This is a genomic window from Streptomyces angustmyceticus, from assembly GCF_019933235.1.
Lineage (GTDB): Bacteria > Actinomycetota > Actinomycetes > Streptomycetales > Streptomycetaceae > Streptomyces > Streptomyces angustmyceticus.
In genome coordinates this window covers 6,564,564-6,578,644 of sequence record NZ_CP082945.1, presented here as the reverse complement: position 1 = coordinate 6,578,644, position 14,081 = coordinate 6,564,564, and the positions used below count along the sequence as shown (strand labels likewise).

Sequence of the window (14,081 nt, the reverse complement as noted above, 5' to 3'; positions counted from 1 at the left end):
GGCGGACGGACGTGGCGGACGGACGTGGCGGACGGGTTGCGCCTCGACGGTCCGGCGGCCTGCGGGCCCGCGGGCGCAGGGCGCTACGCGCCGATGGCGCGGCGGCCGAGGGACAGCGCGGTCAGCACCTCGTGGGCGGCCCGCTCGCCGGAGCGCACCGCGCCCTCCATCGGGCACGATCACGCGCTGCGCCCGCACGGTGAGCGAGGAGGACGACCGTCGCGCCGGTGCCGTCGTGGGCGATCCGGTGCACGGGGCTGGACAGGTGCACCCGCCCGCCCAGTTGCCCGGCCATGCGCCGCGCCAGTTCGGGGGCTCCGCCGTCGACGAGGTGGGACTCGGTCCGGCGGGAGTCGGTGTAGTAGCCGAAACCGCCGCCGCCCCTGGCCAGGGTGAGGGCGCCCAGCAGCGACACCTCCGCCGGGTCGGCGCAGAACAGCAGGTGCATGCTCGACCTGAGCAGGGTGCGGGCGGTGGCCGAGGGCACGTTGCGCGGGTCGGCCAGCCACTGCCCGAGCGTCCGGGCGTCCCAGGACCGGGCGTCGCGGGCCCGCCACGGGGCGTCCGCCGGCAGCCGCCGCGTCATCAGACGGAGCCGCGCCAGCGCCAGGCCGAGGGCGAGGAGCGTCCCCTTGCCCGTGGCGGGGAGGACGCCGCGATAGCGGTGGTTGACGCCGTCCAGGCGCAGGAGGTGATCGCCCCGCTCGTACTGGGGGTACACCTCCAGGCCCAGTTCCCCGCAGAGTTGGAACATCCGGTGCTGGCCCTTGCCCAGCCAGGTGCCGCCGGCCGACACCACCGTCCCGTCGGGCAGTTCCCGGTTCCACACCCGGCCGCCCACCCGGTCCCTGGCTTCGAGCACCAGCACCTCGTGGCCCGCCCGGGCCAGTCGTCGCGCGGCGGCGAGTCCGGCGAAGCCGGCGCCCACCACGCAGACGTCCGCCCGCACCTGTTCCATGGCCCACCTCCACCGCCCAGCCTCACCCAGCGGCCCCGGCTCCGCCCGGCGGGTGATCCATCGGGGCACGGCCGGCGGCGGGCGGGCGGGCGCGGCGCGCGCGGGCGGCGCGGGTCGCCGCCCGCGCGCGGTTCCGCGACCGGGCGCGGAACCTGGAGACATGACGACCACACTGATCACCGGAGCGAACAAGGGGCTGGGCTTCGAGACCGCCCGCCGGCTCGTCGCGGCGGGCCACACCGTCTACGTGGGCAGCCGGGACGCCGCACGCGGGCGCCGGGCCGCCGAGGAGCTGGGCGCGCGCAGCGTCCGCCTCGACGTCACCGACGACGACTCCGTCGACGCGGCGGCCGAGACCCTCGCGGCCGACGGCGGCCTGGACGTGCTGGTCAACAACGCCGGCATCGAACGGCGGACGCCGGACGGCGGGGTGCTCGACGCCGCGCGGCTGACCGCCGACGAGACGCGGCTGCTGTTCGAGACCAACGTCTTCGGGGTGGTGCGCGTACTGCACGCGTTCCTGCCGCTGTTGCAGCGGTCCGCCGCCCCGGTCGTGGTCAACGTCAGCAGCGGGCTGGCCTCGCTGTCACGGGTCACCGCGCCGGACAGCCCGGCCCACGCCTACCCGGGCGTCGCCTATCCGGCTTCCAAGGCCGCGGTCAACATGCTCACCGTGCAGTACGCGAAGGCGTTCCCCGCCATGCGGATCAACGCGGTGGAGCCCGGCTACACCGCGACGGACCTCAACCGGCACGCGGGTACGCAGACCGTCGAGGAGGGCGCCGAGATCATCGTCCGCATGGCCCAGGTGGGCCCCGAAGGACCGACCGCGGGCTTCTTCGACGCGGCGGGCCCGCTGCCCTGGTGAGGGGCGGGGCGGCGGGGCGGCCCTCGCGCGCGAGCCCGGCGCCCGCCTGCCGCTGCTGCCCCGTCGTCCCCGGGGCGGCGGCTCATCCCCGGGGCGGCGACGGCGCCGGGCGGGACGGGCGTGAGGGCCGCCGGTCTGCGGTGCGCCCGGCGCGGAGCACCTGACCGCTGAACGCGTCGGCGGCGGGCGCGGGTTCGCCGAGGTAGCGGGCGAGCAGGTCCGGGCCCGCGAGGTCCTCGATGTCGGCCAGCCCCATCGCGCGCAGCTCCCCGGCGAGGCCGTCGGGGGTGAAGTGGCTGAGCCAGGGTTCGCCGAGTTCCGCCACCTGCCGGGTGGCGGCCTCGTACGCGGCGCGCAGCTCCGGCGCCATCGCCGCGGACGACTCGCGGTAGTAGTCGAACACCACTTGCACGGGGGCGGGGTGCGCGGCCACGGCACGCAGGGTGGCCAGGACTGCGTCCCGTGTCAGGTAGGGCGTGACGCCGAGCCAGATGAAGAACGCCGCGCGGGTGCGGTCCAGCCCGGCCGCGTCCAGGGCCCCGTCGAGGGTGCCGCGTTCGAAGTCCAGCGGGGCGAAGACCCGCCGGGGATCGGCCTGGTGACGGGCACGGGCGTGCGCCGCCCGCCACGCGGTCCGACTCGGCCTGCCGGTTTCCATGTGCCCCCTGACTGTCCCGGACGAGGACTTCAGTATGGCGAGACGGGCTCAGGCCCCGGGGTGCGCGGCCGCCCAGCCGTGTTCGAGCAGGGCGAAGGCGGCTTCGACGGCGCGTCGCGGGTCGGTGTGCCGCTGGACGAGCCCGCGGGTCTCCAGGGCGAAACGGGCGAGGGCGGCGCAGGCGGCGTCGTCCTCGGGGGCGCCGGTCTCCTCGGCGATGGCCCGCGCCAGGGCCGTTTCGTGGCGCATCCACATGCGGTGGGAGTAGTCGCGCAGCGCCGGGGTCTCCTCGACCATGCGCAGGAACGGGGCCCACCCCGGGTCCTTGGCGAGGTCCTGCGTCCGCAGGAGGTGCGCGCACAGCGCCCGCGGGATCGACTGCCCCGGGGCGCGCTCCCGCACGGCGGCGACGAGCGCCGCCTCGATGTCGTCCTCCTCGTCGAAGACCAGCGCCTCCTTGCCGGGGAAGTGCTTGAACAGGGTGGTCACCGACACATCGGCGGCCTCCGCGACGTCCTTGACGGAGACCTGGTCGTAGCCGCGGTCGAGGAAGAGCTCCAGTGCGGCGTCGGCCAGCGCCTTGCGGGTCTGCGCCTTCTTGCGCTCACGGCGCCCGGTCGGTTCGGTCACGGGCACACCGTACCCGAAGTGCACCCACTGAAAACGTTTAGTGATTGCGCTTATTTAGTGAGTGTGCTTTCTTGGTCGGGCCGGACCTCCCGGCATCTCACCCGCCTTCCGAGGGGAACGCCCCATGCACTCCGCCAGTGACCCCCGTGTCGCGATCGTCGGCGCCGGCCTCGGCGGCCTCGCCTGCGCCCGCGTGCTGCAGCGCCACGGCCGCTCCGTCACCGTCTTCGAACGGGAGGCCGCCGCCGGCGCGCGCCCGCAGGGCGGCTCTCTCGACCTGCACGCCGGCACCGGACAGCGCGCCCTGCACGCCGCGGGCCTGCTCGACCGGTTCCGCGCGCTGTCCCGCCCCGAGGCCCAGGAGTGGCGCCTGCTCGACCCCGCCACGGCCGCCGTCCTGCCGCAGCAGGGGCCGCCGCACGACCACGGCGAGGAGGACCGCCCGGAGATCGACCGGGGTCAGTTGCGCGGGCTGCTGCTGGAATCGCTCACCGCGGGCAGCGTGCGGTGGGACCGCGCCGTCAGTGGGGTCACCCCGCTCGGGGACGGCACCGCCCGCCTGCACTTCGGCGACGGCGGCAGCGAGGAGTTCGACCTGGTGGTGGGCGCCGACGGCGCCTGGTCGCGGGTCCGCCCGGCCCTCTCACAGGCCGTGCCCGGCTACACCGGCGTGGTCTTCGTGGAGGCCGGTTTCGACGACTGCGACACCCGCCATGCCGGGCTCGCGCGGCTGGTCGGCGCGGGCACGATGGTGGCGCGGGCCGGCGCCGGGGTCCTGTTCGCCCAGCGCAACAGCAACGGCCACATCCGCCTCTACGCGGCGTTCCGCGCCCCGGAGGACTGGCACCGGGCGGCGGGCGTCGAACTCGGTGACACGGCGGCCGTGCGCGCCCACCTGCTGACGCTGTTCGACGGCTGGGACGAGCGCCTGCTGGGATTCCTGCGGGACAACGACGGGGGCTTCGTCCACCGGCCGCTGTTCACGCTGCCCGCCCCGCACACCTGGGAGCACGTCCCCGGCGTCACGCTGCTCGGCGACGCCGCACACCTGATGCCGCCCCTCGGGCTGGGCGCCAACCTCGCCCTGCTCGACGGCGCCGAGCTGGCGCACGCCCTGGTCACCGCCTCGGATGTCGACGAAGCCGTACGGGCCTACGAGAGCGTCATGCTGCCGCGCTCGGGCGAAGCCGCCGAGGACTGCGCCGAGGGGCTCGATCATCTGCTTCCCCCGGCGGCCGCCTGAGCGCGCCCCGCGCCGCCGTGCGGCCGGGGCGGCCGGGGGAGAAGGCTGCTCAGGAACCCGACTGCCGGGACTGCTCCTCCCGCGCCGCCTTCTTCTCCTTGATGCGGACGGCTTCCTTGCGGACCTCGGCCTGGGTGGCGCGCTCCTGCCGCAGCCACTCGGGGCTCTCCTGCTTCAGCGCGTCGATCTGCTCCGTGGTGAGGGGCTCGGTGACACCGCCGCGGGCGAGGCCCGAGATGGAGACGCCCAGCTTCGCGGCGACCACGGGCCGCGGGTGCGGGCCGTCGCGCCGCAGGTCCTGCAGCCACTGGGGCGGATCGGCCTGCAGGGCGTTCAGCTCGGTGCGCGAGACGACACCCTCCTGGAACTCGGCGGGGGTGGCCTCGAGGTACACACCCAGCTTCTTCGCCGCGGTCGCGGGCTTCATGGTCTGGGTGGTCTGGTGCGACGTCATGGTGTCAAGGGTATCGATCGTGTGCACGGGCTCCGACCACGACCGGTAACCTGTCCCGGTGACTGGCTCGGATGCATCCTCTTCGTTCCGTCTCGCGTATGTCCCCGGGGTGACGCCCGCGAAGTGGGTGCGGATCTGGAACGAGCGACTGCCGGACGTCCCCCTGCACCTCGTCGCGGTGTCCGCCGCCGAGGCGTGCGGCGTCCTGCGGGACGGCGGCGCCGACGCGGGCTTCGTGCGGCTGCCGGTCGACGGGCCGGACCTCAGCGCGATCCCCCTCTACACCGAGACGACCGTGGTCGTGGTCCCCAAGGACCACCTGGTGACGGCGGCCGACGAGGTCTCGGCCGAGGAGCTGGCCGACGAGATCGTGCTGCACCCCCTCGACGACACCCTCGACTGGGAGCACCGGCCGGGACGGCCCGCGATCGAGCGGCCCGCCACCACGGCGGACGCCGTGGAACTGGTGGCGGCGGGCGTGGGCGTCCTCGTCGTCCCGCAGTCCCTCGCCCGTCTGCACCACCGCAGGGACCTCACCTACCGCCCGGTCGTGGACGCCCCCGCCTCCCGGGTCGCGCTGTCGTGGCCGCAGGAGGCGACCACCGACCTGGTGGAGGACTTCATCGGAATCGTCCGCGGGCGGACGGTCAACAGCTCACGGGGGCGCCGCCCGGCAGCGACCGCGGCGGAGTCCAAGAGCAAGGGCCAGGACGCGGGCGGCGCGCGGCGCATGCCCGCGGCCGGGAAGCCGGCCCGCAAGCCGGCCGGCAAGAGCCCGCGGGGCGCCTCCGGCGGCGGGCAGGGCGGCAAGGGCGGCCGGCGCGGCAAGCCCCGCCGCCGGTCGTAGCGGCAGCCCGACCGTATCCGGGCGCGGCGACCCCGCCGCCCCGGCCGGGGCGGCGGGCCGCAGCCGCGCCTCAGGCGTGCTGCGGAACCTCGTCCTTCAGCGACGCCCTGATCTGTTCCCGCAGCTCCGGGCTGTCCTGGTGGCCGTGGACGGATACGGCGTGCTCGCTGGCGGCGCGGACGACTTCCTCCTCCTCGCCCGCGATGACGAGGGTGCAGTTCATCTCACTCGGGTAATCCCGGCAGTCGACCTTCTTGCGCATGAGGGCACCTCCTCTCCCCCAGTCTCGGCCGGGGCGCCGCGGCGACGTATACGGCGAATCCCGTATGGCGCGCGCGGTGGCCGTCCTGTGCAGTGGAGGGGCGAGGAGGTGAGGGCCATGACGACCGCCGCCGGTGCCACCCCGGCGTCCGGGCCGGACGAGGACCGGGTGCAGCGGTTCCTGGAGCGGGTGATCGCCGACAGCGGCGCCGCGGTCGCCGGCCTGTGCACCTCGCTCGGCGACCGGCTCGGCCTGTACGCGGCCATGGCCGGCGCGGGACCGCTCACCTCCGCGCAGCTCGCCGCCCGTACGGGGCTGGTCGAACGCTACGTCCGCGAATGGCTGGCCGCCCAGGTCGCCGGCGAGTACCTGCGCTACGCGCCCGACACCGACACCTACCTGCTGCCCGACGAGCACGCCGCCGTCCTGGCGGACCCGGATCTGCCGACGTACGCGGCGGGCTTCGCCACCGTGCTGCAAGCGATCTACGCCACCGAGGACATCCTGATGGACGCCTTCCGCACGGGCGAGGGCATCGGCTGGGAGGAACACGGTCCCGCGCTGTTCGCCGGCACCGCGAAGTTCTTCCGCCCCGGCTACTCGGCCGCGCTGGTACCGGAGTGGCTGACCGCGCTGGACGGGGTGGTGGAGAAGCTGGAGCGCGGCGCGCGCGTCGCGGACGTGGGATGCGGCTACGGCTACTCCACGACGCTCATGGCCCGGGCCTTCCCCCGGTCGCGCTTCGAGGGCTTCGACTTCCACCGCCCCTCCATCGAGGCGGCCCGCGGCATCGCGGCCGAGCAGGGGGTGGACGACCGGGTCAGCTTCCGGGTCGCCGGCGCCCAGGACTTCCCGGGCCGGGACTTCGACCTGATCACGTTCTTCGACTGCCTGCACGACATCGGCGATCCGGGCGGCGCCCTGCACCACGCCGAACAGGCCCTGGCCGACGGCGGCACCTGCATGCTCGTCGAGCCCAACGCCTCGGCCAACGCCCAGGAGAACGCCAACCCCGTCGGCCGGGCGCTGACCGCCGGCTCGGTCGCCGTCTGCCTGCCGTCCGCACTGGCCCAGCACGGTCCGCAGGCACTGGGGAACCACGCGGGTGAGGAGGCGATGCGGCGGATCGCCGACGAGGCCGGACTCCACCACTGGCGTCTCGCCGCGACGAGCCCCGTCAACCGCGTCTATGCCGTCGGGCGTTAGCGCCTGACGCGCCCGGCCGGTCTTCCCCCGGCCGGCCGGGTGGGCCTCGCTTGACTGCCCTGTGCCCCCTCGGCACGCTGGAGGTATGAGCGCGGCCGCGGAGGCCGGCCTGCGGCGGATCCTCGCCGTCGTGGACCTCCTGATCGATGCCGTCGACGAGGACACCCTTGTTCCGGCACTGCTGCCGCTGCTGCTCGGCGCCGTTCCCGGCGACAGCATCGTCTGGTCCCCCCGCGCCGGCTGTGCCGACCGGCCGCTCACCCTGCCCGCCGGGCTGCTGACCGAGGACATCCGGGACGCGTTCGCCCGCGAGGCGGCCGACGACTGCCTCGTGGCCCACACCACCCTCGGCCCCGGCACCCCGATGCGCCGCTCGACGCTGCAGACCCGCGGCGAGTTCCACGCCCTCGCCGCCTACGCCGACGTCTACCGGCCGCTGGGCGCCGAGCAGCAGCTCGCGATGTCGTTCCCCGCGGGCTACGCCGCCGGGACGCCGCGGAAGGTGTGCGTGGCCATCAGCCGCGGCGGCAGCGACTTCTCCGACGACGACGTGGCGGCCGCCGCCCTGCTGCGCACCCGGCTCAGCCGCGTCCTCAACCGGCTCTCCCCGCCGCCCCCGCCGTCCCCCGTCACCCGCCGCGAGTCCGCCGTACTCGCCCTGCTCGCCCGCGGCCTGACGAACCAGCAGATCGCCCGCCGGCTGGCGATCAGCCCGCGCACCGTCGACAAGCACCTGGAGCACGCCTACGCGAAGCTGCGGGTGGGCGGCCGGGTCGAGGCGGCGAACGCCTGGCTGACCCGGGAGCGGACGGCGGTACGGCTCGCGCCGTAGGGCCGCCTCGCGCCCCGCCGGGCCGGTCCTCCCGCGCTCCCGCCGGTGCCCGGACGCCCCCGCCGATGAGTTTCCGCGGGCCGCGGCGTCTACCCGTTGCACACGGATTCCGGGCGCCGCGGCGCCGCCCGACGGGAGGACCCTCATGACCACCGACCACGTACGCACCACCGACGAGACGCGGATCCGGGAGCTGCTGGAGGACCGGGCGGCCGCGACGGCGGCACGGGACGCGCGGCGCTTCCTCGCCCCCTGCGCGCCGGACCTGGTGGACTTCAACCTCGCTCCGCCGCTGCAGTACCGCGGGCCGCGGGCGCTGGACCGGAAGGCCGTCGAGGACTGGTACGCCACCTGGGAGGGGCCGGTCGAGGTGTCGCTGACCCAGGTCGAGATCACGGTCGGCGGCGATGTCGCCTTCTGCCACAGCATCAACCGGATGCGCGGCACCAAGACCGACGGCTTCGAGGTGGAGCTGTGGAGCCGGGCCACCGTCGGCCTCCGCAGGATCGACGGCAACTGGCGGATCACCCACACCCACAGCTCGGTGCCGTTCCTGATGGACGGGTCGGGCCGGGCGGCCCTGGACCTCACGCCGTAGGCCACCCGGACGTCACCGCGGACCCGGCGATCGCTCAGCGCGGCAGGGAGTGGCGGCGGTAGGTGACCTGGTTGTCGCGGACGCGGGTGACCTCGACCCTCAGATGCCGCTCCGGGCCGAGGGGGAAGTGCGCCGTGCAGCGCACCGCGGCCAACGGCACGGGCCGCAGGTCACCGGAGCAGCGCACCGCGTCGGGCCCGTTGCGGAAGGGCAGGGCGAGCTGGCCGCTGAGCGTCCTGGCGATCTCGGTGCGCGGCACGGTGCGGGTGCCGCCGTCGAGTTCGCTGGTGGCCTCCTGGGCGCGGAGGCGGACGGCGGCGCACGCGAGCACCCCCGCCAGGGCGAGGACCGTGACCAGGCCGAGGACGAGGCCGCGCCAGCGTGGATCCGCGCGCACCGCCGTCAGCTCCGGGCGGCGCGGGAGCGCCGGCGGGCGAGGGCACCCCAGCCGGCCGCCGCGAGCAGCAGCACACCGCCCGCGGTGGTGGCCGCCCGGCCGGTGCCGGCCGCGCCGCCGAGGCCGGTGTCCGCACCGCCCTGGGGCACGACCCCGTCGGCGCCGTCGGAGACGACCATGGTGCCGGTGAGGGTCCTGGTGCCGTCGGCGGATTCCTGCCCGTACGCCACGCCGCGCCCGCCACGGTCCTCGCTGCCGTCGGCCGCGTCACTGTCCTCGTCGCCGCCCGGCCGGCCGGTGTCCAGGGCGCTCTGCCGGGCTCCCGACGCGCCGCCGCAGGTGAGCGTGACCCGGTAGGAGCCGGGCGCGGTGCCCTCCGGCACGGTCGCGGTGCCGCCGAGCCCGCCGCTCTGTGCGGAGAGCCGCACCGCGGGGAGGCCGGCGTCGTCGAAGACGGCCTCCGCGGTGTCGCCGGAGCAGCGGCCGCCGTCGGAGACCGAGAAGGCGGCGCCCGGTGCCACCGGTTCGGGCCGGACGACCACGGCGGAGGCGGTGTCCGACGTGCCGGCCCCGGCGGCCCCGGCGGTCGCGTCGGCCTCGGCGGTCCCGGCGGTCCCGGCGCTTTCCGCCACCGTTCCGGTGACGGCCCCGGTCGCGGCGTCGGCGCCCTTGTCGTCGCCGAACAGCAGGACGGACACCACCAGGGCGCCGGCGGCCAGCGCGTAGGGAGGAATGTGGCGTATGTGCATACCCCGAGAGAAGCGCCCGGCCCGGCGGTGCGCACCTCGATGGTGCGGCCCGACGGGGCCGACTTCCGCCGGCCGGGCCCGCCCGCCGCCTCTTCCCGCAGGTCACACGGGTGCGTACGCCCCGGACGGCGGAACGGCCGGGATGGGCTTTCCGGGTGGTGCGCCGGGACGGCCGGCGGGCGGCGCACCACCGGCGACCCGCCGTCTCACGCCTCCAGTTGGAGGTCCCACGCGCCGGAGCGGCCGGTGAGGGTGGCCACCGACAGCGGCTGGACGTCTATCCGCCAGTACGAGTGCGGGGGCGCCTGCAGCGCGTAGATCAGGGCGGCGCGGACGACCCCGGGTTCGGCGACCGCCAGCAGCCCGTCGGCGTCCTCGACCGGCCGGGTGTCCAGCCAGCGGCCGATGCGGGTGATGAACGCCAGCAGGGACTCCCCGCCGTGCGGCGCCGAGCCCGGGTCGGCCAGCCAGGTCTCCACCGCCTGCGGCTCCCCGGCGGCCACCTCGCCCAGGGTGCGGCCGTGCCAGCGCCCCATGTCGCAGTCGCGCAGCGCCGGCTGGGCGAGCGGGCGCAGCCCGAGGGCCTCGCCGGTGTCCCGGCAGCGGGCGGACGGCGAGCAGTAGCGCAGTTCGGCGGCGGCGAGCCGGCACAGGACGGGCGCGGCCCGCTCCACCTCGCGCCATCCCGCGGAGTCGAGCGGGCGGTCGTCGCCGAACCGCGTTCCGAGCAGGGAGGAGCTGCGGCCGGCGGCGAGCAGCTTGAGTCGGACGCTCATCCGCCGATGGTAAGAGCGGCACCGGCCCGGTGACCCCGGTTGATCACATCTCGACAGGTCCCGGGTCGACCAGCCCGAGGGTCATCCACTGTTCCGGGGAGACCAGGGGGCGGAAGCCGATCTTCTCGTACACGCCGTGGGCGTCCTTGGTGGCGAGCGTCAGCCGGCTCAGGCCGCAGGGCGCCAGGTGATCGGCGACCGCCTCGACCAGGGCGGTGCCCAGGCCCCGGCCGCGGTCGTCGCGGCCGATGTAGACGTCGCAGAGCCAGGCGAAGGTGGCGTGGTCGGTGACGACCCGGGCGTAGCCGGCCTGCCGTCCGGAACCCGTCTCGTACAGGCCGAAGTTGAGCGAGCCCGCGACGGCGCGGTCGTGCTGCTCCCTGGAGCGGCCCACGGCCCAGTAGGAGTCGGCGGCCAGCCAGTGGTGGACCAGGCCGGAGTCCAGGCGCGCCGGGTCGGTGGAGATCTCGTAGCCGTCGAGGGCGTGATCGTTCATGCCGGGAGGTTCGCAGAGCGGCGGGGGCGGCGTCGAACCGGTGGGGCGGCGCGCACGGGCCAGGAGACGGGCGTCCCCCGGGGCCCGGCCGCGGAGGGCCACCCGCCGCCCGGCCCGTCAGCCCGTCGGCACTCCCAGCTCCTCGCACGCCGTACGCAGCCGGCGGACGCCTTCGGTGAGTTCGGCGGCGCCGGACGCGGCCGAGAAGCTCAGCCGCAGGTGCGCGGCCGGCGGCTCGGCGGCGAAGTACGGGCGGCCGGCCGCGACCGCGACGCCCGCCCGCAGCGCCGCCCCGGTCAGCGCGCCCTCGTCGGTGCCGTCGGGCAGCCGCAGCCAGAGCTGGTAGCCGCCCGGCGGGACGTACAGGCCCCCGGGCGCGGCGTCGTGCCCGAACGCCGCGCCGTGCCCCATGCCCCGCTCGACGAGCGCGGGCAGCCGCGCGCGCAGGGCCGTGGTCAGGGCCGTGCGGCGGACGGTCAACTCGGCGGCGATCACCCGCAGATGGCGGCTCCAGGCGGGCGATCCGACGAGTTCGAGGGCGGCCTCCTGGAGCGGGCCGGGCACGAAGAAGCTGTCGACGACCTGGATGGCGCGCAGCCGGTCGAGCACCGGGCCGCGAGCGGCCAGGGCGCCCACCCGCAGATGGGGCGAGGTCGCCTTGGTCAGCGAGCGGACATGGACGACCGTGCCGTCCCGGTCGTCCGCGGCCAGGGTGGGCGGCAGCGCGGGGGCGTCGTCGTGGACCAGCATCCGTGCGAAGTCGTCCTCGATCACGAAGGCGCCCGCCTCCCGGGCCACGCGCAGCACCTCGCGCCGCCGCTCGGCGGCCAGCACCGCCCCGGTCGGGTTCTGGAACAGCGGCTGGCAGACGAACAGCCGCGCGCCGCTGGCACGGAAGGCGTCGGCGAGCAGGTCCGTCCTGACCCCGTCCGCGTCCACGGGGACGGGCACCGGCCGCAGCCCGGCGGCGCGGGCCACGGCCAGCATGCCGGGGTAGGTCGGGGACTCGACGAGCACCGGGGCGCCGGGGGCGGCCAGGGCGCGCAGTGCGGCGGTCAGCGCGCTCTGGCCGCCGCCGGTGATCAGGACGTCGCCGGCGGAGAGCGCGCCGCCGGGTCCGGCGATCTCCCGGGCGAACCAGGCGCGCAGCTCGGGCACGCCCCCGATCGTGGGCCGGGCCCAGGCTCCGGGCCGCCGTCCGGCCCGTGCCAGAGCCGCGGCGAGGGCCCGTTCGGGCTGCAGGTCGGGGTGCAGATAGCCACCGACGAGTGCGATGACACCGGCGGCGGGGGTGGCGAGCGTGGCCAGCACTCCCGAGGCGTCGACGCTGCGCGGCACCTGGTCGCCGGCCGGCTCGGCGCTCAGCGCGATCTCCTGCCAGGAGGTGTCGGCCGGCTGCGGCGCCGCGCCGCGCGGCTCGGCCCGGAAGGCCCCCGCGCCCGGCCGGGTCACGACCAGGCCCTCCGCCACCAGCTCGGCGAGCGCCCGGGAGACGGTCACCGGGCTGACCCGATGCCGCTCCACGAGGGCACGACTGGACGGCAGCTTCTCACCTGGAGAGTAGCGCTTCAGCTCGCTGCGCAGGGTCGCGGCGAGTTCTGCCCCACTGCTACGCTCATGCATGAGAGACAACGATAGCGCTATCGCGACCGCCACGATAGCGGTCGGCACCCCGGAGGCCCCGGCCACCGCCGTCCCGGACCCGTCTTCCGCTCCGGCCACCCCGGCCCCGGCCCGCCGCACCCCCCTCACCGGCGGCGCCCTGCTCGCCGCGCTCGGCGTCGCCGCGTTCTCCCTCACGTTCCCCGCCACCGCCTGGGCGCTGGAGGGCATGAGCGCGTGGACGGTGGTGATGCTGCGCAGCGTGCTGGCGGCCGTCCTGGCCGGGGGCGCGCTGGCCGTGCTCCGGGTGCGCCTCCCCGAGCGGCGCCACTGGACCGGCATCGCGGTCGTCGCGGGCGGTGTGGTCCTCGGCTTCCCGCTGCTGACCACGCTCGCGCTGCAGACCTCCACCACCTCGCACGCGGCCGTCGTGGTCGGCCTGCTGCCGCTGACCACCGCCGCCTGCTCGGCCGTACGGACCGGCGCCCGGCCCTCCCGCACGTTCTGGGCCGCCTCGCTGGTCGGCGCCGTCGTCGTCATCGGCTTCGCGGTGCAGCAGAGCGGCGGGGCGCCGGGCCGCGGCGACCTGCTGCTGTTCGCGGCGCTGCTGGTGTGCGCGGCCGGCTACACCGAGGGCGGCCGGCTCGCCCGCCACATGCCCGGCTGGCAGGTGATCGGCTGGGCGCTGGTGCTGGCGCTTCCGGTGACGGTGACGGGCACGGCGTTCGCGCTGTCCGCGGAGCCGGTGCGGCTCACGGCGCACTCGGTCGCCGGGCTGCTGTGGCTGGCGGTCGGCTCGCAGTTCCTCGGGCTGGTCGTCTGGTACCGCGGGATGGCCGCGATCGGCATCTCCAAGGCGAGCCAGCTCCAGCTGGCCCAGCCGCTGCTGACCCTGGTCTGGTCCGTGCTGCTGCTCGGCGAGCACCTGCCGCCCGCCGCCCCCGTCGCGGCGGTGGCGGTCCTGGTGTGCATCGCGGTCACCCAGCGGAGCCGATGACCGTCCGGCGAGCCGCCGACCGTACGGCGCGCCCGCACCGCTGCCCCCCGGCATCGGTGCCAATGACCCTCGGCACCGTCACCGCAGAACGGGAGGAACCCGCACTTTTCCGGGTGCGGCGACCGCCCGCGGACGTAAACTTGCCGCGACGGCAGGTACCGCCGTCCGGGCCGCGCCAGGTCCGTAACCGAGCAACATCGTTGGCCGTTCAACCGCCGGCCGCCGCTCAGCCGGCCGTCCGGACGTACGGCCGCCCCGAGGCGGGGAGGACCCTGATGCATGCAAGCAGGGGCGACCGGCTGGTGGTGCACGGCAGGACCGTCGGGCATCACGACAAGGTCGTCGAAATCGTCGAAGTACTGGGCCCGAACGGCGATCCGCCCTATCGCGTCCGCGCCGAGGACGGTCATGAGGCGATCATGTCTCCCGGCCCCGACTCGGTCGTCAGGCACGGCAAGGTCACCGACGTCGACTCCGGCAGGTAGACCCCGGCACCGGACGGCTCGCC

At 75.8% G+C, this 14,081-nt stretch carries 18 protein-coding genes; 8 read left to right on the top strand and 10 right to left on the bottom strand.

The window, feature by feature from the left end; all coding sequences use genetic code 11:
- Positions 1–121: 121 nt before the first annotated feature.
- Entirely contained in the window at positions 122–958 is an 837-nt protein-coding gene (locus K7396_RS29360; RefSeq protein WP_086717457.1) for a flavin monoamine oxidase family protein, read from the bottom strand.
- A 160-nt stretch (positions 959–1,118) separates the two neighbouring features.
- Between K7396_RS29360 and K7396_RS29355 the strand changes: the two genes are divergently transcribed.
- Entirely contained in the window at positions 1,119–1,826 is a 708-nt protein-coding gene (locus K7396_RS29355) for an SDR family NAD(P)-dependent oxidoreductase (RefSeq protein WP_086717459.1), read from the top strand.
- 82 nt (positions 1,827–1,908) lie between these two features.
- Here K7396_RS29355 and K7396_RS29350 read toward each other — a convergent pair whose 3' ends face one another.
- Together K7396_RS29350 and K7396_RS29345 are read right to left on the bottom strand one after the other, a co-directional pair.
- Positions 1,909–2,484 (bottom strand): class I SAM-dependent methyltransferase, encoded by a 576-nt coding sequence (locus K7396_RS29350; protein WP_086717461.1) that lies wholly within the window; start codon positions 2,482–2,484, stop codon positions 1,909–1,911.
- Between the two features lie 48 nt (positions 2,485–2,532).
- Positions 2,533–3,114 (bottom strand): TetR/AcrR family transcriptional regulator, encoded by a 582-nt coding sequence (locus K7396_RS29345; protein WP_086717473.1) that lies wholly within the window; start codon positions 3,112–3,114, stop codon positions 2,533–2,535.
- Positions 3,115–3,238: 124 nt separating this feature from the next.
- Here K7396_RS29345 and K7396_RS29340 point away from each other — a divergent pair, with 124 nt between their 5' ends.
- A complete protein-coding gene (locus K7396_RS29340) occupies positions 3,239–4,357 on the top strand; it encodes an FAD-dependent oxidoreductase (protein ID WP_086717462.1) in 1,119 nt (372 codons plus the stop codon).
- 49 nt (positions 4,358–4,406) lie between these two features.
- Here K7396_RS29340 and K7396_RS29335 read toward each other — a convergent pair whose 3' ends face one another.
- Complete coding sequence (locus K7396_RS29335; protein ID WP_086717464.1) at positions 4,407–4,811, bottom strand: DUF5997 family protein; 405 nt, start codon at positions 4,809–4,811, stop codon at positions 4,407–4,409.
- Between the two features lie 58 nt (positions 4,812–4,869).
- Between K7396_RS29335 and K7396_RS29330 the strand changes: the two genes are divergently transcribed.
- On the top strand, positions 4,870–5,658 hold the full coding sequence (locus K7396_RS29330; protein ID WP_086717466.1) for a LysR substrate-binding domain-containing protein: 789 nt from the start codon (positions 4,870–4,872) through the stop codon (positions 5,656–5,658).
- Between the two features lie 70 nt (positions 5,659–5,728).
- Here K7396_RS29330 and K7396_RS29325 read toward each other — a convergent pair whose 3' ends face one another.
- Positions 5,729–5,920, bottom strand: a complete 192-nt coding sequence (locus tag K7396_RS29325) for a DUF1059 domain-containing protein (RefSeq protein WP_086717468.1) — start codon at positions 5,918–5,920, stop codon at positions 5,729–5,731.
- A 117-nt stretch (positions 5,921–6,037) separates the two neighbouring features.
- Here K7396_RS29325 and K7396_RS29320 point away from each other — a divergent pair, with 117 nt between their 5' ends.
- The 3 genes from K7396_RS29320 to K7396_RS29310 all read left to right on the top strand — a co-directional run bounded on the left by K7396_RS29320 (position 6,038) and on the right by K7396_RS29310 (position 8,556).
- Positions 6,038–7,126, top strand: a complete 1,089-nt coding sequence (locus K7396_RS29320; RefSeq protein ID WP_086717470.1) for a class I SAM-dependent methyltransferase — start codon at positions 6,038–6,040, stop codon at positions 7,124–7,126.
- A gap of 85 nt (positions 7,127–7,211) precedes the next feature.
- The gene (locus K7396_RS29315) at positions 7,212–7,958 is read left to right on the top strand and encodes a helix-turn-helix transcriptional regulator (RefSeq protein WP_152105110.1); all 747 of its coding nucleotides are present in this window, start codon (positions 7,212–7,214) and stop codon (positions 7,956–7,958) included.
- Between the two features lie 145 nt (positions 7,959–8,103).
- Positions 8,104–8,556, top strand: a complete 453-nt coding sequence (locus tag K7396_RS29310) for a YybH family protein (protein ID WP_086721413.1) — start codon at positions 8,104–8,106, stop codon at positions 8,554–8,556.
- 34 nt (positions 8,557–8,590) lie between these two features.
- Here the strand turns inward: K7396_RS29310 and K7396_RS29305 are convergent, their stop codons facing one another.
- From K7396_RS29305 to K7396_RS29285, 5 genes are all read right to left on the bottom strand, one after another.
- Positions 8,591–8,953 carry a DUF4333 domain-containing protein gene (locus K7396_RS29305; protein ID WP_086721414.1) on the bottom strand — a complete coding sequence of 121 codons (363 nt, stop codon included), beginning with the start codon at positions 8,951–8,953 and terminating at the stop codon, positions 8,591–8,593.
- A gap of 5 nt (positions 8,954–8,958) precedes the next feature.
- Positions 8,959–9,702 carry a hypothetical protein gene (locus tag K7396_RS29300; RefSeq protein WP_086721415.1) on the bottom strand — a complete coding sequence of 248 codons (744 nt, stop codon included), beginning with the start codon at positions 9,700–9,702 and terminating at the stop codon, positions 8,959–8,961.
- A gap of 206 nt (positions 9,703–9,908) precedes the next feature.
- Positions 9,909–10,478: a histidine phosphatase family protein gene (locus tag K7396_RS29295; protein ID WP_086721416.1), complete on the bottom strand. Its 570-nt coding sequence runs from the start codon at positions 10,476–10,478 to the stop codon at positions 9,909–9,911.
- A gap of 43 nt (positions 10,479–10,521) precedes the next feature.
- Positions 10,522–10,974, bottom strand: a complete 453-nt coding sequence (locus K7396_RS29290) for a GNAT family N-acetyltransferase (protein ID WP_086721417.1) — start codon at positions 10,972–10,974, stop codon at positions 10,522–10,524.
- A gap of 117 nt (positions 10,975–11,091) precedes the next feature.
- The gene (locus K7396_RS29285; RefSeq protein ID WP_152105111.1) at positions 11,092–12,597 is read right to left on the bottom strand and encodes an aminotransferase-like domain-containing protein; all 1,506 of its coding nucleotides are present in this window, start codon (positions 12,595–12,597) and stop codon (positions 11,092–11,094) included.
- Here K7396_RS29285 and K7396_RS29280 point away from each other — a divergent pair.
- Positions 12,596–13,573: a DMT family transporter gene (locus tag K7396_RS29280; RefSeq protein ID WP_152105112.1), complete on the top strand. Its 978-nt coding sequence runs from the start codon at positions 12,596–12,598 to the stop codon at positions 13,571–13,573. The two genes, K7396_RS29285 and K7396_RS29280, sit on opposite strands and share 2 nt — an antisense overlap.
- 275 nt (positions 13,574–13,848) lie before the next feature.
- Positions 13,849–14,058, top strand: coding sequence for a DUF1918 domain-containing protein (locus K7396_RS29275; RefSeq protein ID WP_086719562.1), 210 nt, complete (start codon positions 13,849–13,851; stop codon positions 14,056–14,058).
- Positions 14,059–14,081 lie beyond the last annotated feature (23 nt).

Excerpts from the sequence above, each read along its gene's own strand:
- K7396_RS29310 (WP_086721413.1), top strand. The coding sequence starts at position 8,104 with ATGACCACCGACCACGTACGCACCACCGACGAGACGCGGATCCGGGAG.
- K7396_RS29295 (WP_086721416.1), bottom strand. The coding sequence starts at position 10,478 with ATGAGCGTCCGACTCAAGCTGCTCGCCGCCGGCCGCAGCTCCTCCCTG.
- K7396_RS29280 (WP_152105112.1), top strand. The coding sequence starts at position 12,596 with ATGAGAGACAACGATAGCGCTATCGCGACCGCCACGATAGCGGTCGGC.
- K7396_RS29275 (WP_086719562.1), top strand. The coding sequence starts at position 13,849 with ATGCATGCAAGCAGGGGCGACCGGCTGGTGGTGCACGGCAGGACCGTC.
- K7396_RS29290 (WP_086721417.1), bottom strand. The coding sequence starts at position 10,974 with ATGAACGATCACGCCCTCGACGGCTACGAGATCTCCACCGACCCGGCG.
- K7396_RS29320 (WP_086717470.1), top strand. The coding sequence starts at position 6,038 with ATGACGACCGCCGCCGGTGCCACCCCGGCGTCCGGGCCGGACGAGGAC.
- K7396_RS29285 (WP_152105111.1), bottom strand. The coding sequence starts at position 12,597 with ATGCATGAGCGTAGCAGTGGGGCAGAACTCGCCGCGACCCTGCGCAGC.
- K7396_RS29355 (WP_086717459.1), top strand. The coding sequence starts at position 1,119 with ATGACGACCACACTGATCACCGGAGCGAACAAGGGGCTGGGCTTCGAG.
- K7396_RS29300 (WP_086721415.1), bottom strand. The coding sequence starts at position 9,702 with ATGCACATACGCCACATTCCTCCCTACGCGCTGGCCGCCGGCGCCCTG.
- K7396_RS29325 (WP_086717468.1), bottom strand. The coding sequence starts at position 5,920 with ATGCGCAAGAAGGTCGACTGCCGGGATTACCCGAGTGAGATGAACTGC.
- K7396_RS29360 (WP_086717457.1), bottom strand. The coding sequence starts at position 958 with ATGGAACAGGTGCGGGCGGACGTCTGCGTGGTGGGCGCCGGCTTCGCC.
- K7396_RS29315 (WP_152105110.1), top strand. The coding sequence starts at position 7,212 with ATGAGCGCGGCCGCGGAGGCCGGCCTGCGGCGGATCCTCGCCGTCGTG.
- K7396_RS29335 (WP_086717464.1), bottom strand. The coding sequence starts at position 4,811 with ATGACGTCGCACCAGACCACCCAGACCATGAAGCCCGCGACCGCGGCG.
- K7396_RS29340 (WP_086717462.1), top strand. The coding sequence starts at position 3,239 with ATGCACTCCGCCAGTGACCCCCGTGTCGCGATCGTCGGCGCCGGCCTC.
- K7396_RS29350 (WP_086717461.1), bottom strand. The coding sequence starts at position 2,484 with ATGGAAACCGGCAGGCCGAGTCGGACCGCGTGGCGGGCGGCGCACGCC.